The organism is Bartonella sp. AP21QHHD, from assembly GCF_042196205.1.
Taxonomy (GTDB): Bacteria; Pseudomonadota; Alphaproteobacteria; order Rhizobiales; family Rhizobiaceae; genus Bartonella.
On the sequence record NZ_JBHIPT010000011.1, the window covers coordinates 85,541 to 109,112 of the forward strand.

At 37.2% G+C, this 23,572-nt stretch carries 20 protein-coding genes; 12 read left to right on the forward strand and 8 right to left on the reverse strand.

Annotated elements, in window-relative coordinates:
• Window positions 1–72: 72 nt before the first annotated feature.
• A complete protein-coding gene (locus ACFIMC_RS00730; RefSeq protein ID WP_375612812.1) occupies window positions 73–1,254 on the reverse strand; it encodes a DNA recombination protein RmuC in 1,182 nt (393 codons plus the stop codon).
• 90 nt (window positions 1,255–1,344) lie between these two features.
• Between ACFIMC_RS00730 and def the strand changes: the two genes are divergently transcribed.
• The 3 genes from def to truA are packed head-to-tail and all read left to right on the forward strand — an operon-like array spanning window position 1,345 to window position 3,555.
• Window positions 1,345–1,881 carry a peptide deformylase gene (gene def, locus ACFIMC_RS00735; protein ID WP_375620854.1) on the forward strand — a complete coding sequence of 179 codons (537 nt, stop codon included), beginning with the start codon at window positions 1,345–1,347 and terminating at the stop codon, window positions 1,879–1,881.
• Window positions 1,881–2,810: a methionyl-tRNA formyltransferase gene (fmt, locus tag ACFIMC_RS00740; protein ID WP_375633681.1), complete on the forward strand. Its 930-nt coding sequence runs from the start codon at window positions 1,881–1,883 to the stop codon at window positions 2,808–2,810. Before def ends, fmt begins: the two co-directional genes overlap by 1 nt.
• Before the next feature lies 1 nt (window position 2,811).
• Complete coding sequence (gene truA, locus ACFIMC_RS00745) at window positions 2,812–3,555, forward strand: tRNA pseudouridine(38-40) synthase TruA (RefSeq protein WP_375633680.1); 744 nt, start codon at window positions 2,812–2,814, stop codon at window positions 3,553–3,555.
• A gap of 32 nt (window positions 3,556–3,587) precedes the next feature.
• On the opposite strand, the gene ACFIMC_RS00750 is transcribed toward truA, so the two are convergent.
• The gene (locus ACFIMC_RS00750) at window positions 3,588–4,451 is read right to left on the reverse strand and encodes an LOG family protein (RefSeq protein WP_375671728.1); all 864 of its coding nucleotides are present in this window, start codon (window positions 4,449–4,451) and stop codon (window positions 3,588–3,590) included.
• Window positions 4,452–4,557: 106 nt separating this feature from the next.
• On the opposite strand from ACFIMC_RS00750, the gene dapD reads away from it, so the two are divergent.
• Both dapD and ACFIMC_RS00760 read left to right on the forward strand, forming a co-directional pair.
• Window positions 4,558–5,406, forward strand: coding sequence for a 2,3,4,5-tetrahydropyridine-2,6-dicarboxylate N-succinyltransferase (gene dapD, locus ACFIMC_RS00755; protein ID WP_375633678.1), 849 nt, complete (start codon window positions 4,558–4,560; stop codon window positions 5,404–5,406).
• A gap of 239 nt (window positions 5,407–5,645) precedes the next feature.
• On the forward strand, window positions 5,646–5,813 hold the full coding sequence (locus tag ACFIMC_RS00760; RefSeq protein ID WP_375685619.1) for a hypothetical protein: 168 nt from the start codon (window positions 5,646–5,648) through the stop codon (window positions 5,811–5,813).
• Window positions 5,814–5,978: 165 nt separating this feature from the next.
• Here the strand turns inward: ACFIMC_RS00760 and lepA are convergent, their stop codons facing one another.
• The 5 genes from lepA to dnaK form a co-directional block, all read right to left on the reverse strand.
• A complete protein-coding gene (gene lepA, locus ACFIMC_RS00765; RefSeq protein WP_375633739.1) occupies window positions 5,979–7,784 on the reverse strand; it encodes a translation elongation factor 4 in 1,806 nt (601 codons plus the stop codon).
• 1,441 nt (window positions 7,785–9,225) lie between these two features.
• Window positions 9,226–10,140: a DMT family transporter gene (locus tag ACFIMC_RS00770; protein WP_375611392.1), complete on the reverse strand. Its 915-nt coding sequence runs from the start codon at window positions 10,138–10,140 to the stop codon at window positions 9,226–9,228.
• Between the two features lie 32 nt (window positions 10,141–10,172).
• A complete protein-coding gene (gene argB, locus ACFIMC_RS00775; protein ID WP_273790235.1) occupies window positions 10,173–11,078 on the reverse strand; it encodes an acetylglutamate kinase in 906 nt (301 codons plus the stop codon).
• A gap of 1,708 nt (window positions 11,079–12,786) precedes the next feature.
• Window positions 12,787–13,929, reverse strand: a complete 1,143-nt coding sequence (gene dnaJ / locus ACFIMC_RS00780) for a molecular chaperone DnaJ (protein WP_375611466.1) — start codon at window positions 13,927–13,929, stop codon at window positions 12,787–12,789.
• Window positions 13,930–14,087: 158 nt separating this feature from the next.
• The gene (dnaK, locus tag ACFIMC_RS00785; RefSeq protein ID WP_273790233.1) at window positions 14,088–15,980 is read right to left on the reverse strand and encodes a molecular chaperone DnaK; all 1,893 of its coding nucleotides are present in this window, start codon (window positions 15,978–15,980) and stop codon (window positions 14,088–14,090) included.
• Window positions 15,981–16,939: 959 nt separating this feature from the next.
• Between dnaK and ACFIMC_RS00790 the strand changes: the two genes are divergently transcribed.
• A complete protein-coding gene (locus tag ACFIMC_RS00790) occupies window positions 16,940–17,494 on the forward strand; it encodes a copper chaperone PCu(A)C (RefSeq protein WP_375611390.1) in 555 nt (184 codons plus the stop codon).
• Between the two features lie 110 nt (window positions 17,495–17,604).
• Here the strand turns inward: ACFIMC_RS00790 and lysM are convergent, their stop codons facing one another.
• Entirely contained in the window at window positions 17,605–18,060 is a 456-nt protein-coding gene (gene lysM / locus ACFIMC_RS00795; RefSeq protein WP_375680932.1) for a peptidoglycan-binding protein LysM, read from the reverse strand.
• 386 nt (window positions 18,061–18,446) lie between these two features.
• On the opposite strand from lysM, the gene ACFIMC_RS00800 reads away from it, so the two are divergent.
• From ACFIMC_RS00800 to thpR, 6 genes are all read left to right on the forward strand, one after another.
• A complete protein-coding gene (locus ACFIMC_RS00800; protein ID WP_005774392.1) occupies window positions 18,447–19,169 on the forward strand; it encodes a response regulator transcription factor in 723 nt (240 codons plus the stop codon).
• Window positions 19,170–19,208: 39 nt separating this feature from the next.
• The gene (locus ACFIMC_RS00805) at window positions 19,209–20,993 is read left to right on the forward strand and encodes a stimulus-sensing domain-containing protein (protein WP_375611388.1); all 1,785 of its coding nucleotides are present in this window, start codon (window positions 19,209–19,211) and stop codon (window positions 20,991–20,993) included.
• Window positions 20,994–21,016: 23 nt separating this feature from the next.
• A complete protein-coding gene (locus ACFIMC_RS00810; RefSeq protein WP_375612806.1) occupies window positions 21,017–21,481 on the forward strand; it encodes an HPr kinase/phosphatase C-terminal domain-containing protein in 465 nt (154 codons plus the stop codon).
• Between the two features lie 136 nt (window positions 21,482–21,617).
• Window positions 21,618–22,016, forward strand: a complete 399-nt coding sequence (locus ACFIMC_RS00815; RefSeq protein WP_375611386.1) for a PTS sugar transporter subunit IIA — start codon at window positions 21,618–21,620, stop codon at window positions 22,014–22,016.
• A 17-nt stretch (window positions 22,017–22,033) separates the two neighbouring features.
• Window positions 22,034–22,327, forward strand: coding sequence for an HPr family phosphocarrier protein (locus tag ACFIMC_RS00820; RefSeq protein ID WP_012754483.1), 294 nt, complete (start codon window positions 22,034–22,036; stop codon window positions 22,325–22,327).
• A 626-nt stretch (window positions 22,328–22,953) separates the two neighbouring features.
• A complete protein-coding gene (gene thpR, locus ACFIMC_RS00825; protein WP_375611385.1) occupies window positions 22,954–23,493 on the forward strand; it encodes an RNA 2',3'-cyclic phosphodiesterase in 540 nt (179 codons plus the stop codon).
• The last annotated feature ends 79 nt before the right edge of the window (window positions 23,494–23,572 follow it).

The window sequence follows — 23,572 nt, forward strand, 5'->3', positions numbered from 1 at the left end:
GATACTAAAAAATGATTACCAATCAATAAAGAACATGATCTAACTTGTAATATTTAAGAAGCTTGCTTTGCTTTATTCCTCATCAGCAAAACGCAATGTTTGCGACTGAGCCAATGTTGTCATTTTTGTTGGTTCAGAGTAATTTTCTTTTAATTCGACAGTTTCAATGCGATTTGCCCGTTTCATGATTTTGGAGGACGATATCAAAATTCCCTCTATATCTTCACCTGCTTTATGAAAGTGCTTCTGTAGTGCGCGAACACGCGTATCCATTCGTCCAAAATCTTCCATCAATTTTGCTACTTCTGATTGAATTAAATGCGCTTGTTCACGCATCCGCGCATCTTTCATAATGGTTTGTACCACTTGGACAGAGAGCATCAACAAAGATGGTGAAACAATAATCACATGGGCTCTATTGGATTTTTGTACCAATGCCTCAAAGTCCTCATAAATTGTTGCGAAAATCGATTCAGATGGCACAAAAAGGAAAGCAGTGTCATGGGTTTCTCCAGGAATCAAATATTTTTGTGCAATATCACGAATATGAACTTCCATATCGGTACGAAATTGGCGTTCTGCCTCTTGACGCTCTTGCGCTGATTCTGCCTTACGCATAGCATTCCAAGCTTCCAGAGGAAATTTAGCATCAACAACAAGAGAAGGAGCTTTATTGGGCATATGAATGAGACAATCTGGGCGCTTTCCATTGGAAAGAACAGCCTGAAAAGCATAAGCGTTTGTTGGTAAGGCATCGGCAATAATTGCTTCCATCCGCCCTTGACCGAAAGTACCACGCGTCTGCTTATTGCTTAAAATGGACTGCAACTGAACAACTTGTCCCGTAAGCGATTGAATATTATTTTGTGCTGCATCAATCACTGCTAAACGTTCTTGCAAACGATTCAAATTTTCATAAGTGGATTTGGTCTGTACCTGAAGTGTTTGGCCTAAGCTTGTTGTCATCCCATTGAGTTGCTCACTGAGTGATTTATTCAATTCAGCTTGCCGTTGACCAAAAATTTCCGCCATCGTTTGCATTCGTCCTTGCATTTCAGCTTGTGTTTTCAGCAAAGTAGCCATCTGCATTTGTGCCTCACGTGCGCGTTCAGCAATTTCATTTTCCAAAAATGCTTTTTTTCGATGAGAATGTATCAACATAAAAAATGCCAAACAGACAAGTATAAATAAAAGCAAAAGCATTAGTTTAGAAAAAAAATCACCAGCGAGTATGGAAAAAAACGAATCAAACATAAATTGTAATATAACGCTCTTATTGTAAAAAAACGCAAGAATCCGTTATTCAATATTGACCAATAACAAACCATTGATTAATCTCTACTTATGCCAATGAGATCTTTAGTTACTTTACCTGATCCGATTTTACGGGAAGTGTCCAAACCTGTTGAGCAGGTCGATTCAGCTCTCCAAAAACTTGCGGATGACATGTTGGAAACCATGTATAATGCTAAGGGCGTTGGTCTTGCTGCTATTCAAATTGGTATACCGCTACGTATGTTGGTTATAGATGTCTCTGGAAATTCTGAAGATGAGCAGAAAAAACCACTTGTTATTATCAACCCTGAAATTTTATGGCTTTCAGATGAGCGTAATATTTACAAAGAAGGTTGTCTTTCTATTCCTGATTATTTTGCAGAGGTTGAACGTCCTAAACGCCTTCGTGTTCGCTATCAGAACCGTGAAGGAAAACAAACAGAAATTGAAGCAGACGATCTCTTAGCAACTTGCTTGCAGCATGAAATTGATCATTTAGATGGGCGCCTTTTTATTGATTACATTTCAAAGATCAAACGCGATATGGTGATACGAAAATTTAAAAAACGCGCAAAAGAAAAAAACATGCAGGAAGCAGTTTTGTAATGGCTTTACGATTAAGTTTTATGGGAACACCAGATTTTTCTGTTCCTATTTTACATGCTTTACTGGATGCAGGTCATGATGTTGTTGCTGTTTATAGTCAACCCCCTCGCCCAGCAGGACGTCGAGGGCTTAAATTAATCCCCTCACCTGTTCACAATGTAGCAAAAAAGAAATCCATTCCTGTCTTCACGCCTCAAACACTTAAAACAGCCGAACAACAGGAGCAATTTGCAGCACTTTCTGTTGATGCTGCTATTGTCGTGGCTTATGGACTCCTTTTACCTAAAGCTATTCTCGAAACGCCGCGTTTTGGTTGTTTTAATGCCCACGCTTCACTCTTACCACGTTGGCGTGGTGCTGCGCCTATTCAACGAGCAATTATGGCTGGTGATAAAGAAACAGGTATCATGATCATGAAAATGGATGAAGGACTTGATACGGGGCCTATCGCTCTTTCTCGCTCCATCCCCATTACTGATAACACCACCACTGCTGAGCTTTCAAACAGACTTTCACATATTGGCGCAGAACTTATGGTAGAGACTTTATCAACTCTTGAAAAAGGACAACTTAAACTGACCCCACAATCAGAGGAAGGCATTACCTATGCGGCCAAAATTAGAAAAGAAGAGACCCGCATTGATTGGACAAAACCTGCAGAGTTTATTCATAGGCATATTCGCGCGCTCTCTCCCTCTCCTAGTTGCTGGTGCAACATGAATATCGGTGGACGAGAAGAACGTGTAAAAATTCTTGATAGTCGCTTAACAACAGGTCCTTCTCTTGAAATTGGACGGATAGAACCAGATTCTTTGATTATCCATTGTGGGCAAGGACGGATAGAAATAACCTCTCTCCAAAGATCTGGCGGTAAAATTCTTGAGTGCGCAACATTTTTGCGAGGTGCTCATATTTCTGCTGTTTTTTAAGATGCCACGTTTTAAACTCACTCTTGAATATGATGGTTCAAATTATGCTGGTTGGCAGCGTCAAGCAAAACTTCACACTATACAAGGAGCTCTTGAACAAGCACTCTTTTCCTTTAGTGGACAACAATTGACCATAACAACAGCAGGACGAACGGATGCAGGAGTACATGCTACGGGACAAGTTGCGCATGTTGATTTTGAAAAAAACTGGCATCCCCATACTGTACGTGATGCGCTCAATGCTCTTTTACGAAAACAGGGAGAAGCAATTTCAATCCTAAACGTAGAAAATGTCCCTGATGACTTTGATGCACGATTTTCCGCTATAAAACGCCATTATCTTTTTAAAATACTTAATCGTCGCTCTCCACCAGCCTTAAATGCCAAACGCGTGTGGTGGTTGCCAAAGCCTCTTAATGCTGACGCCATGCATGAAGCAGCGCAAAAGCTTGTAGGACAACATGATTTTACAACTTTCCGTTCAGCACACTGCCAAGCCAAAAGCCCTATTCGCACCCTTGAACGCCTCGATATTCAAAGAGAAGGTGAAGAAATTTTCCTTTATGCACAAGCTCGTTCTTTTCTTCATCATCAAATCCGTTCATTCGCAGGAAGCCTCATGGAAGTGGGTATTGGACGTTGGACAGCTCAAGATCTCGAAACAGCTCTTCATGCTAAAGATCGTAAACGTTGTGGTGTTGTTGCCCCCCCCGCAGGACTTTATTTAACCAAAGTAGAGTATTAATGATCCTTCAAGAGTGAACATCTCAAAAGTCGTTAAAGCAGTTTATAAAAAGAACGAATTTCTTCAAAAGCTTCTGCTGCTGTATTAACAAATTTTACAAAATTAATATCAGTAGGAGAAATTGTACCTTGTGCAGACAGATACTCAAAATTGACAGTATTGCTCCAAAATTCTTTGCCAAACAATAAAATTGGTACCTGTTTCATACGCCCCGTCTGTACTAAAGTTAATGTCTCAAACAGTTCATCCAGAGTCCCAAATCCTCCAGGGAAAATGGCTAGGGCTTTCGCTCGTACTAAAAAATGCATTTTGCGCATCCCTAAATAATGAAAATTGAAACATAAATGCGGCGACACATACGAATTAGGCTCTTGCTCATGTGGTAAAATAATATTCAAGCCAATCGTTGGAGCACCAACATCACAAGCACCACGATTTCCCGCCTCCATGATTCCTGGTCCGCCCCCCGTAACAACCACAAATTCACGATATTGTGTCGTAGCAGAATAAAGTGAGCACAAACGTGAAAACTCTCTTGCTTCATCGTAATAATGTGACATAGCATGCAAATTTTTCTTTTGTATTTCATTCTTTGCAGCCCACGCTGCTTGCCTAGGTTCAGGAATACGCGCACCACCAAACAAAACAACTGTTGATTGAATATCATATTCTTTAAGGGTTATTTCCGGCTTTAAAAATTCAAGACTAATACGTTGTGAGCGCAGCTCTGGACGCATCATAAAATCTTGATCGATATAGGCTAAACGATAAGTAGACGAACGCACTTGTGCTGAATTAGAGACTTTATGGATCTGTTGTAGAGCATCCTTCGTATGGAGAAGTGGTGTCCAGTTTTCTTGCTCCCTTTTTCTTTTTTCTTTACAGCCTTTTTTCATGCACCTGTCCTACTTCCTCATCGTTTTATTGACTGAACACATTTCTTCGCGTAGTTCATAGAGAATAAATCTTGAAGCTTTCAACTTGTTTAACGGAACTCTCGTCATGACCCATATCACACAACTTGAAATTATTATCGAACAAGCTTTTGACGATCGCGATTCCATCGATACTACCACAAAAGGCGAAATACGTGAGAGTGTTGAACATGCATTGAACCTTCTTGATAAAGGTGAAATCCGTGTTGCAGAACGACAAAAAAATGGACAATGGCATGTTCATCAATGGTTGAAAAAAGCGGTTTTGCTCTCTTTTCGGCTTAATCCTATGCAAATTATTACTGGTGGAATCAATGGGACACATTGGTGGGATAAAGTTCCTTCAAAATTCTCTGGTTGGCAAGAGGCAGATTTTAAAAGTGCTGATTTCCGTTCCGTTCCTGGAGCCATTGTACGTCATTCTGCTTACATTGCACCCAATGTTATATTGATGCCATCCTTTGTCAATCTTGGTGCTTTTATCGATGAGGGCACAATGGTTGATACATGGACCACCGTTGGTTCTTGTGCACAAATTGGTAAACATGTCCATCTTTCTGGCGGTGTTGGTATTGGAGGTGTTTTAGAACCACTGCAAGCAAATCCAACAATCATTGAAGATCATAGCTTTATCGGTGCTCGCTCTGAAATTGTTGAAGGCTGTATTATCCGTGAAGGTGCTGTTTTGGGAATGGGAGTCTTTATTGGAAAATCAACAAAGATTATTGATCGTACAACAGGTGAAATTTTTATTGGTGAAGTACCAGCCTATTCAGTGGTTGTACCAGGTTCTCTCCCTGGAAAACCTTTACCAAATGGTGAAGCAGGACCTAGCCTTTATTGTGCTGTTATTGTAAAACGCGTTGATCAAAAAACACGAGAAAAAACATCCATTAATGATCTTTTACGTTCTTAGACACAAGATTAATGCATAATAATATTTCATCGTTTTTTAACTTGAATAATAACCTCGAATACAAGGATTCTCTCATTTCAAATCCTTTCATAGTGAATCAATCACTATCATTTCCTTACACATTACAAACGCAGTTGGTGTGTGGGTAAGAAACACTTTAAGAAAAGAGTGAAATACTTTTAATGAATTCTCTCAAATGATAAGGACTGTCATAATATTTTGAGCTGAAAAAGAGTATGATGGGTACGCTTTGCACCTTTCTGACGCGTAAAAGCGGTAATGCCAAATGGATTTTATATCATTCACAGTGTATTTTACGTTATATTTTTCATAGCCCCCGTTGTGAAATGGAGTTTGATGTATTGAGTGATGATTTACGAAAACGAGCACGCCAATATGCAACATAAATGTATTTTGTTTAAAGCATTCTGTTTTACGTGAGAAAGTGACACCATTACGCAATACACAAAAACATGAAGCACGGCGCAATTCTATTTAAAGTATCCTTTAAACACCTGAACCAATCGACAAAAGCAAAAGCGCAATCAATGAGAGAAAATACCCTTTTTTCATTATTTGTTCATTTTGAGCGCTTGAATAAATGCCGATTGTGGAATTTCTACTTTTCCAAATTGGCGCAGCCGCTTTTTGCCTTCTTTTTGCTTTTCCAAAAGTTTGCGCTTACGCGTAACATCACCCCCGTAACATTTCGCTGTTACATCTTTACGCAAAGCACGAATCGTTTCGCGCGCTATAACTTTACCACCAATAGCCGCTTGAACTGGAATCTGAAACATATGCTGAGGAATAAGATCTTTCAGTTTTTCACACATTGAACGCCCGCGCTTTTCTGCAATCGTGCGGTGAACAAGCATCGATAATGCATCAATAGGCTCTCCATTCACCAAAATAGACATTTTAACTAAATCACCTTCTGCATAATCTGTCATTTGATAATCAAAAGAAGCATAACCCTTTGAAATCGATTTTAGCCGATCATAAAAATCAAAAACAACTTCATTCAGTGGTAAATCATACGTTACCATAGCACGGGTTCCAACATAGGACAAACCAACCTGTACCCCACGCCGCTCTTGGCATAGCTCTAAAATTGACCCAAGATAATTATCAGGAGTCATGATTGTCGCTCGAATCCATGGTTCTTCTATGGAAGAAATTTTAACCACATCAGGCATATCCGCTGGATTGTGCAACTCTTTAACAGAACCATCATTCATATTCATGCGATAAACAACTGAAGGTGCTGTCGCAATTAAATCCAAATTAAACTCACGCTCTAATCGCTCTTGAATAATTTCAAGATGCAGAAGTCCCAAAAAACCACAGCGAAAACCAAACCCCAAAGCCGCAGACGTTTCCATTTCAAAAGAAAAACTCGCATCATTTAAGCGTAATTTGCCCATGGCTGCACGCAAATCATCAAAATCGGCAGCATCAATTGGAAAAAGTCCACAAAAGACAACAGGTTGCGCCGGCTTAAAACCAGGCAAAGCATTTTCACAAGGACGACGCTCTTCAGTAATCGTATCCCCAACCCGTGTATCTGCTACCTCTTTGATAGAAGCAGTGATAAAACCAATCTCGCCTGGTCCTAATTCATCAACCTGTACCATTTTAGGTGTAAAAACCCCAACGCGCTCAACTGGATATTTTGCTCCTGTACCCATCATACGAATGGTTTGTCCTTTTTTTAAAATACCATCTATCACCCGTACCAAAACAATGACACCAAGATAGGCGTCATACCAGCTATCAACCAACATTGCTTTCAAGGGATTTGCAACATCGCCTGTATGTGGAGGTGGTAATTGTGCAACAATTGCCTCTAGAACATCAGGAACACCCAAACCTGTTTTTGCTGATATTTCTACTGCTTGAGATGTATCAATGCCTATCACATCTTCAATTTGTTCTTTAACACGCTCAGGTTCTGCTGCTGGAAGATCAACTTTATTGAGAACAACAACCAACTCATGGGAATTATCAATGGCTTGATAAACATTTGCTAACGTCTGCGCCTCTACGCCTTGGCTTGCATCCACCACCAACAGAGAACCTTCACAAGCTGCCAATGAACGCGAAACCTCATAAGCAAAATCCACATGACCAGGTGTATCCATAAGATTTAAAATATAGGTTTCACCATTCTTTGCTTTATAGTGTAAACGTACCGTCTGTGCTTTAATAGTAATTCCACGTTCACGCTCAATATCCATGGAATCGAGTACTTGTTCTTTCATCTCACGTGTATCAAGCCCACCTGTTATTTGAATCAAACGATCAGCTAAAGTGGATTTGCCGTGATCAATATGCGCCACGATGGAAAAATTACGAATATAATTACGATCTATTGTCATATAAGGCGATTTAGCAAAGAATAATACAAAACGCAAAGACCAATTATGTTCCGGCTTCTATCAAAAGAATATAAACCTAAAAATCTTCTCAAAACACAACTTTTTATAGCCTAAAAAATGAGGCTTTTGTTTGCTAAATTAAATCCAAGGGTGATAAAATGATCCTTTCACATCTTATTTGATAACTCATATCTGTAGTAAGCCGGCACCATCACACACTTTGCCAGCCTCCAATATTACGACGATCCTTTACACTTGAAAAATTTTATAAGAGATATGCTTTTCTTGTACAGTCTTTACCCACATGCCCCCCACCCACTTGTGATGTGTAAGCAAGTGATTTGGATTGATTTAACATGAAAATGATTTGACGTGAGAAAATTTTACGGTATTCAGGGTTCTAATTCAATTGTGAATAATGCTATATTATAATTATAAATCAATGTATTATCATATTTATATGATGGGCGTGTATATCACTTAGGCTTGCAATAAAATTCGCAAGAAATGCTTTTTATTTGTACGCAATAATCTTCTTTTTTAGTAATCTTATATAAAATAACATGAATATCGAGGGAGTTCCTTCTCAATTTTTAAAAATTTAGAAATATGCTCTATTGAATGATGTTTTTATGTACTTTTTATACAACTCCTTCCTTCCTCCATTAAGCATAAAACACACCAATCCTCTTCGATTCATTGGATAACGCATTGATTTATAATGATCGTTTATTGTTTTGCGATTTAAATTAAAACTCTGAATATCGCGAGCTTCTCTCATTTTAAATCTTCTCATAATGAATCAATAAATTTTTTGCTCCCCATTATAAAACAGAGCTAGTGTATGGATAAAAACGTTTAAGAAATGAGTAAAAATACCTCTTCTTTCAAATGCCAAAAGCTATCGTAATATTGAGAACAGATAAAGAAAATGCTCGTGCCTTTTATTTTAAGTAAAATGATGATGCTCTGTGGTTTTTCTATACTTCATGCAAACCGTCAATGAATATGATGTATATTGAGAAAATTATCTTTTAAAAAACGCTTTAATGTACAACGTTATGGGGATACTTTGGGCGTTCTATTTTGCGTGAGAAGCGTAACTCTATTAAAGGACAAAAGAAATAACGTGCGACAGTGCGTAATTTTCATTATTCAAAAACATTACCGTAGATGTTTTTGAAAGTTGTTAAAGCCGAATTTAAAGATGAGCGTTAATTTTTACCTTTATATCACCTCATGCTTTGGCTCAATGAAGGTTGTCTGCCCGGTTCAGAAATCTGACAAACAGATAGAAGCATACTATTTCTCCACTTTGGCATGCAAAAGCTGGAATAATTTATAGAACTTCTTAATCATCTTAGTATTAAAAAAGCTCCAAAAATGAAAACTCTACAAGCAAAAATCTCATGTAATAAAATCATAATAAAAAAATGTATAGCTAATCAATTTTTTTAATTGCTTTATTTTTTTTACGCCATTGTGAAGGTTGTAATTCAGCCACAATTATCCCAATCAGAATAAGCAAACCGCCCAATAAAGCTAAGGGAGATAAATGTTCGCCAGCCAAACGCCCAACAATACCAGCCCATACCGGTTCACCTGCGTAAATGAGTGTCGCACGCGTAGGGGAAATAGACTTTTGTGCCCAATTCATAGCTAATTGAATGATGGCACTCATTAATGCCAATCCTATACCAATATTAAACCACACCCACGAAAATTCAGGGATGCTTTCACCCATCAAAGGCATACAAGCAAATGAAAAAAAACCACTAAAAAATAACTGAATAATGGTTACACGCCGACTATCAACCTTGTTCGCAAAAATTCCGATGAGTATGACTTCTCCAGCAATCGCTAAAGCGCCTAACAAAGTTAAAATTTCGCCTTTTGAAAAATCAAAATTTCCCGGCTTTTGTCCTGAAATAAATACAAGCCCAATAAAAGCGAAAATAATACCAATCCAACAAGCTAAACGGGGAGGTTTTTTAAAAACAATCCATTGCAAGATGGGAACCATCGGTACATAAAGCGCTGTAATAAAAGCTGACTGACTACTAATAATTGTTTGAAGTCCAGCTGCTTGAAAAGCATAACCAAAAAACATGGCTAAACCTATCGCCATCCCAGCGAAAACTTCATAAACAGTTATACCTTTTATAGAGCGCCAAAAAATTACCCCACATATAAGAGATGCAACAATAAAACGAAATCCAACAAAAAACAGAGGACCACTATAGCGTACCGCAATGTGAATGACTAAAAATGTAATGCCCCACAATATTGTCGCAGTAAATATTGCCAATTCTGGCTTACTTAATAAAGGATATTTAAACTGTTTTAGATTCACCATGAAAAACTTTCTCTTCCAATTTTCCCCACAATTTATGAAACAATAAGCGTTCCAACTCCCTGTTCTGTAAACAGCTCTAGTAAAACAGAATGAGGAGTTTTACCATTTAAAATGACAACACCTTCCACGCCATTTTGAAGGGCTTTTATACAAGTCTCTACTTTTGGAATCATGCCTCCTGAAATTGTCCCATTCTTAATAAATTTCTCAGCTTCAGAAACTGTCAATTCTTTTAAAAGTTTACCCTGGTTATCCAAAACACCAGGAACATCAGTGAGAAATAAAAGGCGTTTAGCCTCTAATGCACCAGCAATAGCTCCAGCAAAAATATCAGCATTAATATTATAAGTTTTACCATCGCGTCCTGGAGCCACAGGAGCAAGAACCGGTATCATTTCAGAACATGCTAAAAGATCTAGCAATGTGCGGTCAACTTCAACAGGCTCACCAACAAATCCCAAATCTAAAACACGTTCAATATGCGAATCAGGATCAATGACAGTTTTATAAGCCTTTTCGGCAAAAACCATATTGCCATCCTTGCCGCATAATCCTATTGCCCATTCTCCCTCAGCATTGATGAGAGCAACAATTTCTTTATTTATGGAACCCGCTAAAACCATTTCAACCACTTCAACGATCCGCTCATCGGTTACCCGTAATCCGTTTTCAAATCGCGATTCAATCCCCATTTTCATTAAAATTTCAGCAATTTGAGGCCCACCACCATGAACAACAACAGGATTAATCCCCGATTGCTTTAATAGAGCAATATCACGCGCAAATGCTCGCCCCAAAGCAGGATCACCCATAGCATGGCCGCCATATTTTACCACGACCGTTTCATTTTCATATTTTTGCATATAGGGTAAAGCAGACGATAAAAATGCTGCTTGTTTTTCCAAAACATCTACATCACCGTTTTTAGCATCATCCATCAATAGAGCCTCCTCATCACTTTTTACCATCTCTTAATGAAATTTAGGAAAAGTGAAAACAATAAAACCAAACTTTACTCTATCCACCCCCCTGAAAATCGTCAATTTTCCTCTAAATTACGAAAAAGGAATAGCGAAATGAAATACAAAAACTTCCTTTAAAAATTGACAGCGAAAAATTAAACAAAATAGGCGTAAAAAAACGTCATTATTTTATGATCTTATATATAAAATTGAAAAGCAAAATTTTGAAGCTACGCTGCACATTCAACTCATTAGTTTATCCCTACGGATACTTAACAATGAATAGGAATATATACAACCATTGATTTTATAAGATAAAAATAAGTTTCTTATAATAATAAAATTAACATATTCCCAAGATTAAGAAATCACTCAACCGCTTTATAGCTTATCTCAATAAACTATAACTTTGGTTTTAAAAATTTGACTTTTTCTCAATCATAAAACATGAGGAAATGTCAACTGAACGCTCCTCATGGAGAATTATAATAAGTTGATTTATAATAATAATTTATCTTTTTATATCGTAAAATCGAAAAAAGGCTTTGCAACATTATCCATATATTGTGATAGCTCTTCAAAAGCATCTTCGTAAAAGCATTTAATTGTTTAGATTACTCTCTTCGTAAGATTTGATAAAATTTCTCATTTTCATGATCTGTCATTAAGTTTTTCTTTTTGCATAGCAATACATGCTTGAATTATTCAATGTTTTTTAGAATTGTTAATTCTTTTAATGTATTATTTTAATTATGTTATTTTATGAAAAAAGATTCATTTCGTATACTTCTCTTTCCATATCACTAACAATTTCAATAATATGTCGTGCTGTTTTCTAAGCATATTGTGCTATTTTTTTATTGTATTTGTTTTTTCTTTTTAAAGGTAACTTCCTCTATCTTCCCACCAACTTTTTATTATGCCAATAAATTCAATTAAGTGAATTCCATCGAATCTGTTTCCCCACAAGAGAGATACATCGAATACCTCAAAAAGTGTTTTGTTATGTCTTCTTTAGCATTCAACACACATTATCTCATTCCACAATTTCTTTGGAACAAAATAAACTTGATTATAGCGTTTTTTATTATCTGGAAGAACTATTTATGACATCAGAAATACAAAACTAAATCCGCATCTAAAAAGACATGATTACTGCTAAAAGCTAAGATGAGGCATGTAAAAGCTATTCCGAACAAAATAACCCTTATTTTAAAGGAAGCAGTGATTAAAACTATGAAAAATGCCAAAAATAAAATCGGTTATAAGAAGTTGATACTTTATTTGAAATAAGATGGATTGCCTAACAGCTTATTTAGCGTTTCTTGGCAAGCTGCTACCTATTTTACAGCTTTATTATAGAGCCTTTAAAAAGAAATACAAAAAATACTGAATGCATAAAGGCAGTTATCATGACACTGGCAATATTTATTATCAATCACTCAATTGCGTTCTTATATGGATAAGCCCTTTTTAAAATGTCATAGACACTCAAAAATAAAACTTATCCATAAAACTCATGAAATGTAAAACTATCAGCAGCAGGAGTTTATCCTAAATTAGCTGTCTCTCTCTTTTCTTTTCAAGAAAAAATGCTTTTCAAAGACAATGAGACAATAGAAAACTTAATGAAAATAACTTTCCCACAGTTCTCTCTAATTATTCTGAGAACATTCACATAATTTTAACCAGAAATATTTTCAAAAAATTCTTTCATACGTGAAAAAAAACCATGTGATTGCGGTGAATTTTCATGATTTGAAAGCTTTTCAAATTTTTGCAACAATTCACGTTGTTCTTGCGTTAATTTCTGCGGTGTCTCAATCGTGATATGGATGTAAAGATCACCCCTTGCTTGCTGACGGCGCAACATGGGCATACCTTTGCCTCTAAGGCGGAATTGACGTCCATTTTGTGTCCCTTCTGGAATCTTAACGCGTGCTTTAACACCATCAAGGTCGGAAACTTCAAACTCTCCTCCTAAAGCAGCTGTTACCATTGAAATAGGAACGCGACAGTGAAGATCTGCTCCTTCTCGCTGAAAAAACTCATGCGGTTTAATGGAAAGGAAAATATAAAGATCACCATTGGGGCCACCACGAATACCAGCATCACCCTCACCAGAAAGGCGAATACGCGTTCCATCTTCAATACCAGCTGGAACATTTACGCTTAATGAACGTTTTTTCTCTATACGCCGTGTCCCCTGACATTTGGGGCATGGATCCGTAATAGTTTCACCACGTCCATGACATGTAGGACATGTCCGCTCAATAGAAAAGAAACCCTGTGCAGCACGCACACGACCAGATCCATGACATGTTCCACAAACTTGCGGCTTAGAGCCTTTTCTCGCTCCTGATCCTTCACAAACATCACACGTAACGGAACTGGGAATATTAATTTCTGCAGTTTTTCCTGAAAATGCCTCTTCTAAAGTCACTTCCATATTATAACTCAAATCTGCGCCACGTTCGCGACTATCACCACGCTTACGGTGTGTCCCTCCCATAATCTCACCAAAAAAGTCTTCGAAAATATCCGCAAATCCACCACCAGCAGCAAAACCACCAAAGGGATTTGCTCCCCCTTGACCACCGCTATTTTCAAAGGCCGCATGGCCAAATCGATCATAAGCAGCACGCTTCTGGGGATCTTTAAGAACTTCATAGGCTTCGCCAATTTCTTTGAATTTTCGCTCTGCCTCTTTATCCCCCGCGTTGCGATCAGGATGATATTGCATTGCCAACTTACGAAAAGCAGATTTCAACTTTTTATCATCACATTCGCGAGTCACGCCAAGAATTTCATAATAGTCAACCTTCATCATGTATTCCTGATAATTTTTCTGTCATCCATCTTTATGGATAATATTGCTTTTAATTTATATTTTTAGCAACAAAGTTGCAACTTATCTCAAATAATAAAGCCCAGCCTTATATTTCAAAGGCCGGGTTTATCAATTAATCAACACATATGCTGACACTATTTCTTCTTATCATTAACTTCTTCAAAATCAGCATCAACAACATCATCATTCTTTGCCTCTGTTTCAGTGTCAGCGCTCGCTGCTTGTGAGGCTTCGTACATAGCCTGTCCAAGTTTCATACTGACTTCTGCTAATTTTTGCATCTTTGTTGTTACTTCTTCCGTATCACTGCCTTCAAGCGCAGATTTCAAATCAGATATTGCTGTTTCAATCTGTCCCTTTTCTTCAGCTGATACTTTATCGCCATATTCATTGAGCGACTTTTCAGTTGAATGAATAAGAGCCTCCGCTTGATTTCTAGCTTCAACACCTTCACGGCGTTTTTTATCCTCAGCCGCGTGCTCTTCTGCATCCTTTACCATTTTTTCAATATCAGCATCACTTAAACCACCTGATGCCTGAATACGAATTTGATGCTCTTTACCTGTTCCCTTATCTTTGGCCGAAACATTAACAATACCATTCGCATCAATATCAAAAGTAACTTCAATTTGAGGTATACCACGTGGGGCTGGAGGAATACCAACAAGATCAAATTGAGCCAATAACTTATTATCACTTGCCATTTCCCGTTCACCTTGGAAAACACGAATCGTCACAGCACTCTGGTTATCATCAGCTGTCGAAAAAACTTGCGATTTTTTCGTCGGGATAGTGGTATTGCGCTCAATAAGGCGTGTGAAAACCCCACCCAAGGTTTCAATACCCAAAGATAAAGGTGTTACATCTAGCAACAACACATCTTTGACATCGCCTTGCAATACACCTCCTTGGATGGCAGCACCCATTGCGACCACTTCATCAGGATTAACGCCTTTGTGTGGATCCTTACCAAAGAAGCTCTGCACAACTTGCTGAATCTTGGGCATACGTGTCATTCCACCCACTAAAACAACTTCGTCAATCTCACCGGCCTTTAATCCAGCATCTTTCAACGCAGCTTTACAAGGTTCAATGGTACGCTGCACTAAATCGTCAACGAGAGATTCAAATTTTGCCCGAGTCAATTTCATTGTTAAGTGCTTGGGACCTGATTGATCTGCCGTGATAAATGGTAAATTGATTTCTGTTTGCTGTGACGAAGAAAGCTCAATTTTTGCTTTTTCTGCCGCTTCTTTTAAGCGCTGTAAAGCGAGTTTATCATTTTTCAGATCAATTCCTTGTTCTTTTTTGAATTCATCGGCAAAATAACCGACCAAGCGCATGTCAAAGTCTTCACCCCCTAAAAACGTATCCCCATTGGTTGACTTAACTTCAAAAACGCCATCTCCAATTTCAAGGACTGAAATATCAAATGTACCACCACCAAGGTCGTAAACAGCAATTGTTTTTCCGTCCTTTTTGTCCAAACCATAAGCTAAAGCAGCAGCAGTTGGCTCATTAATAATCCGTAAAACTTCAAGTCCAGCAATTTTACCTGCGTCTTTCGTGGCTTGACGTTGCGCATCATTAAAATAAGCAGGAACCGTAATAACGGCTTGTTCAACTTTTTCACCAAGATAAGATTCTGCTGTTTCCTTCATCTTTTGCAAAATCATAGCTGAAATTTGTGACGGAGAATATTTCTTTCCCGCCTCTTCAACCCATGCATCACCATTGTCACCTTTAACAATTTTATAAGGAACAAGCGCTTTATCTTTTTCAACCATAGGGTCATCAAAACGGCGCCCTATCAAACGTTTAACTGCAAAAACTGTCCCTTCAGGATTTGTCACCGCCTGCCGTTTAGCAGGCTGCCCAACAAGCCGCTCCCCCCCATCAGTAAAGGCAACAACGGAAGGTGTTGTTCGCGCTCCTTCTGAGTTTTCAATAACTTTTGCGTTTTTGCCATCCATAACAGCCACACAAGAGTTCGTTGTCCCCAAATCAATACCAATTACTTTTGCCATATTATAATCTCCATTCAGCAAGCTACCTCAACCTTCATAAAGCATCTTTTTAAGATAGCTCCTCATAACACCTAAAGCCCGTATATTGCTTCAAGCAATATAAATAATAATAAACTGCAAGTCGCAACAAGCCTTGCTGCCTCGTATATAAGAACAGGCTTTTATTGCTACAAGAGAATAATGAGAGAAACATCTCCAAAATAAAAAATTTATTTTAAAATAGACACTCTAATGACCCATAAATACCATATTTATGAGAGACTTGAGAGCATAATATATTTTTCTTGCAATTCTCAAAAAATATATCTTTCTATAAAAATTAAAAAATAAAAGAATGATTGCACTCTCGCTCTTGATCTTCTCATCATTGATAAAATCATACTCACGTAAAAGCTTTTTAAAAGGCGAATAATTTATATCACAAATATTATAAATTTTCCTTGGACTAAAATAGTCATCATATCTAATGCTCATATCAGTAAAGGTATTATCTATCGATCTCGTTTCAAAAATTCTCCTTCTAACGGTCTCATTGTTTGCGGCTATTTGAAATCTGTGCTTTAAATTCATCTAAAGCGTTTTTTCTTAACTGTATAATTTTGAACTTTGAAAATATATAAAAATACCTCTGTATAAACGCTTTAAAATGCCAAGAGCTGTCATAATATTAAAATTGGTAAAGTAGTTGATGATTGTTCTGTATTATATCTTCATTAAGTAAAATAGTAGTGCATCATAGATTTTATACCATTTGCAAATACTATTTATGAGATGAACACGGAAGCGTTAAGAGGTGTGTTGTCATTGTAAATCTTACTGTCTTCTTTTAAATTTCAAGAATTCTATGATTTTTATATTCAAATCAATTTCATTTTAGCATTTCTTTCTTTTATTTTAAATAAAAGCTCTGCTAAAATAAAAATATTCAAAGTGTGAATCTTATGAAGGAGGGTAAATCAATGATGACATCTATTATTAAAAAAATAACAAATCTCATCTTTAAGAATATAATACATACACAATATCCATACAAAAAGGTTATCATAAATATCGTGTGTGCTCTTCTCTTTGCTGGTATAACCTTGCCAGCAGGTGCTCAGCAATATAAACTTGGCGACATAGAAATTCTCAATCCTTGGACACGCGAAACACCTAGAGGCATAAGAGTTGGTAGCGGTTATCTCTACATTATTAATCACAGTAATACCCCAGACCGTTTGGTTTCTATTTCCACAAACGGAGTAAAAACAACAGAGATACACTCTATGGCTGTCGTTAATGATATTATGAAAATGGAAAAAATGCACAATGGCATTGAAATTCCGGGAAATGGCGAAATCACGCTTAAGCCTGGCGGTGATCATATTATGTTCATGGGGCTTTCACAACCATTTAAGTTAGGTGATAAAATTAGCGCAAAATTAACATTTGAGAAAGCAGGAACCATTGATGTTGATTTCTCTGTAAACGCTATGAAAGTACCATCACCTTCTAAATCCTCTCCTGTTCACTAAGCTCCTTTTATTATAAATACACACTTTATAAAATGAAGAAGCGTGAAATTTTTTACGCTTCTTTATTTTTTGTTTAATGCCATCAGTAAAAAATTATCCCCTTTGATGAATTAACTATGGTCAATTTCAGGAATACGTAAAACTTGTCTAGGATAAATTTTATCGGGAGATTTTAGCATTGGCTTATTGGCTTCAAAAATAAATGTGTTTTTATTACCTTGCCCTTTTCCATAAACCTCTTCAGCAATTTTCCAAAGATTATCACCAGATTTAACCTCATAAAAGCGAGAAGTTTTTCTAGGCGTTGTATCTATAACCTTTAATTGATTAACATCTACAGAAGAGATACCTTGTGAATTGCCAACAACCAGCAGTGCTTTTTCAAGTGTTTCCCTATCTGGAACTTCACCGCTTAAAATAGCTTTACCGTCTTCAACTTGAATATTGACTTTTTCTGTACCGAGTTGAAAATGATCAAATGCTCTCTTAAAATCCTTTTCTTTTGGTTCATGGTCCCCAATACCTAACTTTTCCCCTACGGTTTTAATAAAATTAAAAAATCCCATTACGACCTCCTTTCGTGTAGCAGAAACAAATTTTTGTGCATATATTGCCACATTCTTTTCTTTGCTCTTAAAACACATAGGCAGATTTTCTAAACTTCAACAATCAAAACTACATCTGTTCAATTATGAGACAAATACAATAATAAACTTTGTAATAAACCTTGATAAAAAAAGCCTTTATGAAAATTTTCTCTCAAATGAAGGGATCTTAATAGACGTAGAAACATTATAAATTATGAAAGCAAAACAAGATTTTACAGTAATGACAAAAGGTTTTTTACTTTGCTACAATTTGTATCATATTTGTTTTGCAAAAAAAATATGAACTCCCATATAAATAAGTGTGGGTAATTTGCTACCACAGCAATAGAAAGGTCTAAGAAACCATGAAAGATACACCAACAATCACGCAAACGATTGTACTTGTTGATGATGATCGCAATATTTTGACATCTTTATCTTTTGCGCTTGAGACAGAAGGATATCGGGTTGAAAGCTATACAGATGGAGCATCTGCACTCAAGGGTCTCACACTTCACCCTCCACACTTAGCTATTTTTGATATTAAAATGCCCCGAATGGATGGGATGGAACTTTTGCGTCGTTTGCGTCAAAAATCTGATCTTCCAGTTATTTTTCTTACCTCTAAAGATGATGAAATTGATGAATTATTTGGTCTCAAAATGGGAGCTGATGATTTTATTACTAAACCTTTCTCCCAACGTCTTCTTATTGAACGCGTGAAAGCTATTTTACGCCGTTCTAATGCACGTAACCAACCGCTTTCTACAGGAACTTCTTCCACCTCTTCTCTCAAACGCGGAGATCTTGTGATGGATCAAGAACGCCACACCTGTACATGGAAAGATAAACCTGTTATTTTAACCGTTACGGAATTTTTGATTCTGCAAACCTTAGCACAAAGACCAGGAGTTGTAAAAAGTCGTGATGCTTTAATGGATGCTGCTTATAGTGATCAAGTCTACGTAGATGATCGCACCATTGATAGTCACATTAAACGTCTGCGTAAAAAGTTTAAACAAGTGGATGATGATTTTGCAATGATTGAAACACTTTATGGTGTAGGTTATCGTTTCCACGAGGTATAAAACTACTTTGTCGCAAAAATTTGAATGGCAATCAAATCGATGACAGACAATTCTCAACTGGAAACTTTACAAAAAACAACCGTTAATGGTACATCCTCAACGCCATTTCTTATGTTCGCTCGTTTGCATCTTCGAACACAACGTCTCTTTAGACAATTGCTTTTTTCCAGCCTCACACGTCGCATTGTTATATTAAACATTGCTGCTCTTGCCGTTTTAGTTACAGGCATTTTATACCTTAACCAATTTCGCGATGGTTTAATTGAAGCAAAAATCAAAAGTTTATGTACCCAAGGAAAAATTATTGCTGGGGCTATTGCTGCTTCTGCAACAGTAGATACAAATTCTATCCTCATTGACCCTCAAAAACTCTTAGAGTTACAGACTGGTGAAAGCGTTACACCCGCTCCTCAATCAACCGATTCTTGGGATTTTCCTATTAACCCTGAGCAAGTTGCCCCTCTTTTACGGCGTCTTATTACACCTAAAACGACAAGAGCACGTATCTATGATCGTGATGCTACTCTCCTTCTTGATTCGCGCGTTCTTTATTCTAGTGGAGAAGTTTTTAGTTATGATTTACCCCCACTTAAAACAGAACAAAACATGTGGGATCGCCTTACTTCATGGTATTCAAGCGCATTTTATGGCAAAGGTATTGCTCTTGACAGAGAACAAACAAAAACCAGTGGTATTGCTTATCCAGAAGTGTACCGCGCATTAAACGGATCTCTTGCTACGGCTAAAAGACGCAACAGACAAGGGCAATTAATTGTTTCTGTTGCCGTTCCTGTTCAACGCTATCGCGCAGTGGTTGGAGCTCTTCTTCTTTCAACCACTGGTTCCGATATTGATAACATTGTAAAAGGCGAAAGACTGGTTATCTTTAAAGTTTTTGCCGTTGTAGGTAGCGTACTTTTGGTTCTTTCTCTCTTTTTGGCCCATACGATTGCCCATCCATTAAGTAAATTATCTGCCTCGGCTAATCGAGTGCGTAATGGTAATAATCAGCGTGTAGAAATTCCTGATTTTTCAATGCGTGAAGATGAAATTGGTCACCTTTCAACTTCTATTCGTGATATGACCAATGCCCTTTATATGCGTATTGAAGCCATTGAACGCTTTGCTGCTGATGTAAGCCACGAATTAAAAAATCCTCTCACCTCTCTACGCAGTGCTGTTGAAACGCTCCCTCTGGCTAAAAATGAAGAAGCACAAGAAAAATTGCTGGAAATTATTCAACATGATGTGCGCCGCCTTGATCGGTTGATTACAGATATTTCTGATGCATCGCGACTCGATGCAGAGCTTGCACGAGAAACCGCAGAGATTGTTGATATGACACCGCTTTTGGAAAGTCTTGTTCATGCTGTTCAGGAAGTGTATCGTAATACGCAAACTATTGATATAAGCCTTAATATTGTCCCACGTCCTCATGGAAAAGCTTATCTTGTATTGGGACATGAACTTCGTTTAGGACAAGTGATTTCAAATCTTCTTGAAAATGCGCGTTCTTTTATTCCTCGGAATCGTGGCAAAATTTGCATTACTATGAAAAGTCATGCTTCAACCCTTATTTTAACCATTGAAGATAATGGCCCAGGTATTCGTTCAGAAAATATTGAACGCATTTTTGAACGTTTTTATACAGATCGACCAAATGAAGATGCTTTTGGACAAAACTCTGGACTTGGCCTTTCTATTAGTCGGCAAATCATCGAGGCTCATAATGGGACAATTACAGCCGAAAATATTATCGATCCTACACTTGGGAAGTGTAAAACTGGTGCACGTTTTACTATTATGCTTCCGCTTGCTAAATAAATCTTTTATCCAAAGTAAAAGGCATGAAAACAAAATGTGAAATACTCCACGCAAATTGCCTTCAACTGGGCGGCAAGGGGCTGTTAATTATAGGTCCATCGGGATCAGGAAAATCAACCATCACCCTTTCTTTGCTTGACCGCGCTGAGTGGTCAAAACGTGAAGCGAAGCTTATCAGTGATGATTATACAATGTTGCGTGCGGAAAATGGAAAGCTTCACGGATACACTCCCGATAATTTAGAGGGCGGCATCGAGATTCGTGGCGTTGGTCTTTATATGATAGAATTCAAAAAGCACACAACTATCGATTGTGTTATTTTTCTCGGTCCGGAATATGAACGTTTTTCCACAAATAAAACTTTTCAATTTGAAAATTTGCACATTCCTCTTTTAAAACTTCCCTCTCTTCGTGAAGCCGATTGTACAGCCATTTGTCAAGCTATTGAAGCATTTTTGTTTAGAAAAATATGGCAAAAATCTGTCTAATTTTTTTCTAAAGATAAAAAAATCACAATTTTTGCCTTTTTTTTGCAAATTTTTCTTGGCAGCAAGATAAAGCCTTGTACAATGTCTTTCCCACCAACTATGGTTGGGTCTTATTAGTTAACAGGAGTTTGCGTAAATGATTGGACTCGTGCTTGTAACGCACGGTGAGCTGGCTGTCGAATTTTTACATGCCGTGGAACATGTTGTTGGAGTACAAGAAAAGTTCGCAACAATATGCGTTTATCCCGATGACGATATAGATCAGCGCCGAGGTGATATTATAGCCGCAGTAACCGATACAGATACGGATCATGGCGTCATCATATTAACAGATGTGTTCGGTGGAACACCATCAAATATAGCTATTCCTGCTATTGAAAAAGGACGCGTTGAAATGATTGCGGGTGTTAATTTGCCCATGCTTATTAAACTAATTTCTATTCGCAAATGTCCTGATATTTCATTATCAGACGCGTTAAGAATAGCACAAGAAGCAGGGCGTAAATATATTAATGTACCAAGTATGATTTTATAGCGGATAATAAAATACCAATGTTTTCCAAAGATACCCTCCCATGTATAAGTCGTCATTTCAATATCTGTAATAAACGTGGGTTGCATGCACGTGCTTCTGCAAAATTTGTACAAACTGTTGACAATTTTAATGTTACTGTTGAAGTTGAAAAGGACGGGAAAATTGTTGGCGGATCATCAATTATGGGACTTATGATGCTAGCGGCTTCATCCGGTTGCAACCTCACCATTCGTGTTTCAGGACCAGAAGCAACAGATGCTCTTAATGCTCTTGAAAAGCTCATCAATAACAACTTTGGAGAGGAAAACTAGTGCTTTTTCATCATAAACAAAGATGATAATTCTTAGAAAATAGGAACTTTCGATCATTATTTTGAATTTTAATTTCTCTTCCCGCTTTTATACCAATATTCATATCCATTATAGATTGGCATAATTATCATAAATGTAAAAGCTTATAGTAATTTTGTTATGCTCGATTTTTTTCTTCCTTTCCTAACATTATTTGACCAATTTGAATAGTTTTGCGTATTATGGCTATTCCCCGACTTAATCATATAATTAAATTTTTACAGAAAAGAGAACTCTTCACCTTGTATTAAAGTATGCTTTATTTTAGGCTAAAGATAAATGTCAAAATAATTTCGCACATCAAAAATCTATCAACTTTTCTTATTTTCTGCTAACTTTGTAGCCTTTATAATACACAAGTAATCTTCCATTGCACATCATTGTGATACAGATCCTGAAAACGCAATTCTTATCAATATCATAACCATTTTCTTAAAACGAATAAGCTTTGTACGACCATAATTATAGTAAGCATTTTTTAGACATTCTTTTTCTATACTATTGCCTTGTTTTCTGTGGTACGTGCCCCGCCCTTATTATCTATATTGCGCTTGGGATAGCATCTTTCATTATAAGGAGATAATATCATGGGTCGTCTATTTAGTGCTCTTCAGATTCCTCAACAAACAACAAAAGCCCTCGTATCATTGCAAAATGGCTTACCAAAAGCGCAATGGATCAACCCGCAAAATTTTCATGTCACCTTATCTTTTTTTGGCGAAGTTGAAAGCTCCTTAGCAGATGAAATTATGCATACCTTTAACACTATAGAACTTCCTTCTTTTACGCTACAGATAAAAGGTTTTGAAGTTTTTGGTTCAGAAAATGCTCCTCATTCTCTTGTGGTTCGCATTGAACCTTGTGAAAAGCTTACTCTTTTACATGAAAAGATGCAATATATTCGGAATAAATTAGAGTTAAAGCCTGATGAAAGACTGTTTATTCCGCATATCACTCTTGCACGAATATTTGATATTAATCTTAAAGATCTTTCTTCTTATCTATCTTTTCAAGATGATTTTTTTGTCCCTCCTTTTGAAGTTGATCATTTTGTTTTATTGTTATCGGCCTCTCCCTTAAATAAGGCTCCCTATATTGTAAAAGGAAGTTGGGCGCTTCAAAGATAAAAGGGTGTTTATAACACCCTTTAAAAACCCTTTAAGAAAAGACTTCATATATGTGTAATTGCAGGGAATACTGCATTTT

Coding starts and splice junctions, on each gene's coding strand:
- ACFIMC_RS00815 (WP_375611386.1), top strand. CDS start 21,618: ATGATTGGACTCGTGCTTGTAACGCACGGTGAGCTGGCTGTCGAATTT.
- ACFIMC_RS00730 (WP_375612812.1), bottom strand. CDS start 1,254: ATGTTTGATTCGTTTTTTTCCATACTCGCTGGTGATTTTTTTTCTAAA.
- ACFIMC_RS00810 (WP_375612806.1), top strand. CDS start 21,017: ATGAAAACAAAATGTGAAATACTCCACGCAAATTGCCTTCAACTGGGC.
- thpR (WP_375611385.1), top strand. CDS start 22,954: ATGGGTCGTCTATTTAGTGCTCTTCAGATTCCTCAACAAACAACAAAA.
- dapD (WP_375633678.1), top strand. CDS start 4,558: ATGACCCATATCACACAACTTGAAATTATTATCGAACAAGCTTTTGAC.
- dnaK (WP_273790233.1), bottom strand. CDS start 15,980: ATGGCAAAAGTAATTGGTATTGATTTGGGGACAACGAACTCTTGTGTG.
- lepA (WP_375633739.1), bottom strand. CDS start 7,784: ATGACAATAGATCGTAATTATATTCGTAATTTTTCCATCGTGGCGCAT.
- ACFIMC_RS00820 (WP_012754483.1), top strand. CDS start 22,034: ATGTTTTCCAAAGATACCCTCCCATGTATAAGTCGTCATTTCAATATC.
- def (WP_375620854.1), top strand. CDS start 1,345: ATGCCAATGAGATCTTTAGTTACTTTACCTGATCCGATTTTACGGGAA.
- ACFIMC_RS00800 (WP_005774392.1), top strand. CDS start 18,447: ATGAAAGATACACCAACAATCACGCAAACGATTGTACTTGTTGATGAT.
- ACFIMC_RS00805 (WP_375611388.1), top strand. CDS start 19,209: ATGACAGACAATTCTCAACTGGAAACTTTACAAAAAACAACCGTTAAT.
- ACFIMC_RS00760 (WP_375685619.1), top strand. CDS start 5,646: ATGGGTACGCTTTGCACCTTTCTGACGCGTAAAAGCGGTAATGCCAAA.
- ACFIMC_RS00770 (WP_375611392.1), bottom strand. CDS start 10,140: ATGGTGAATCTAAAACAGTTTAAATATCCTTTATTAAGTAAGCCAGAA.
- argB (WP_273790235.1), bottom strand. CDS start 11,078: ATGGATGATGCTAAAAACGGTGATGTAGATGTTTTGGAAAAACAAGCA.
- dnaJ (WP_375611466.1), bottom strand. CDS start 13,929: ATGAAGGTTGACTATTATGAAATTCTTGGCGTGACTCGCGAATGTGAT.
- ACFIMC_RS00790 (WP_375611390.1), top strand. CDS start 16,940: ATGATGACATCTATTATTAAAAAAATAACAAATCTCATCTTTAAGAAT.
- lysM (WP_375680932.1), bottom strand. CDS start 18,060: ATGGGATTTTTTAATTTTATTAAAACCGTAGGGGAAAAGTTAGGTATT.
- truA (WP_375633680.1), top strand. CDS start 2,812: ATGCCACGTTTTAAACTCACTCTTGAATATGATGGTTCAAATTATGCT.
- fmt (WP_375633681.1), top strand. CDS start 1,881: ATGGCTTTACGATTAAGTTTTATGGGAACACCAGATTTTTCTGTTCCT.
- ACFIMC_RS00750 (WP_375671728.1), bottom strand. CDS start 4,451: ATGAAAAAAGGCTGTAAAGAAAAAAGAAAAAGGGAGCAAGAAAACTGG.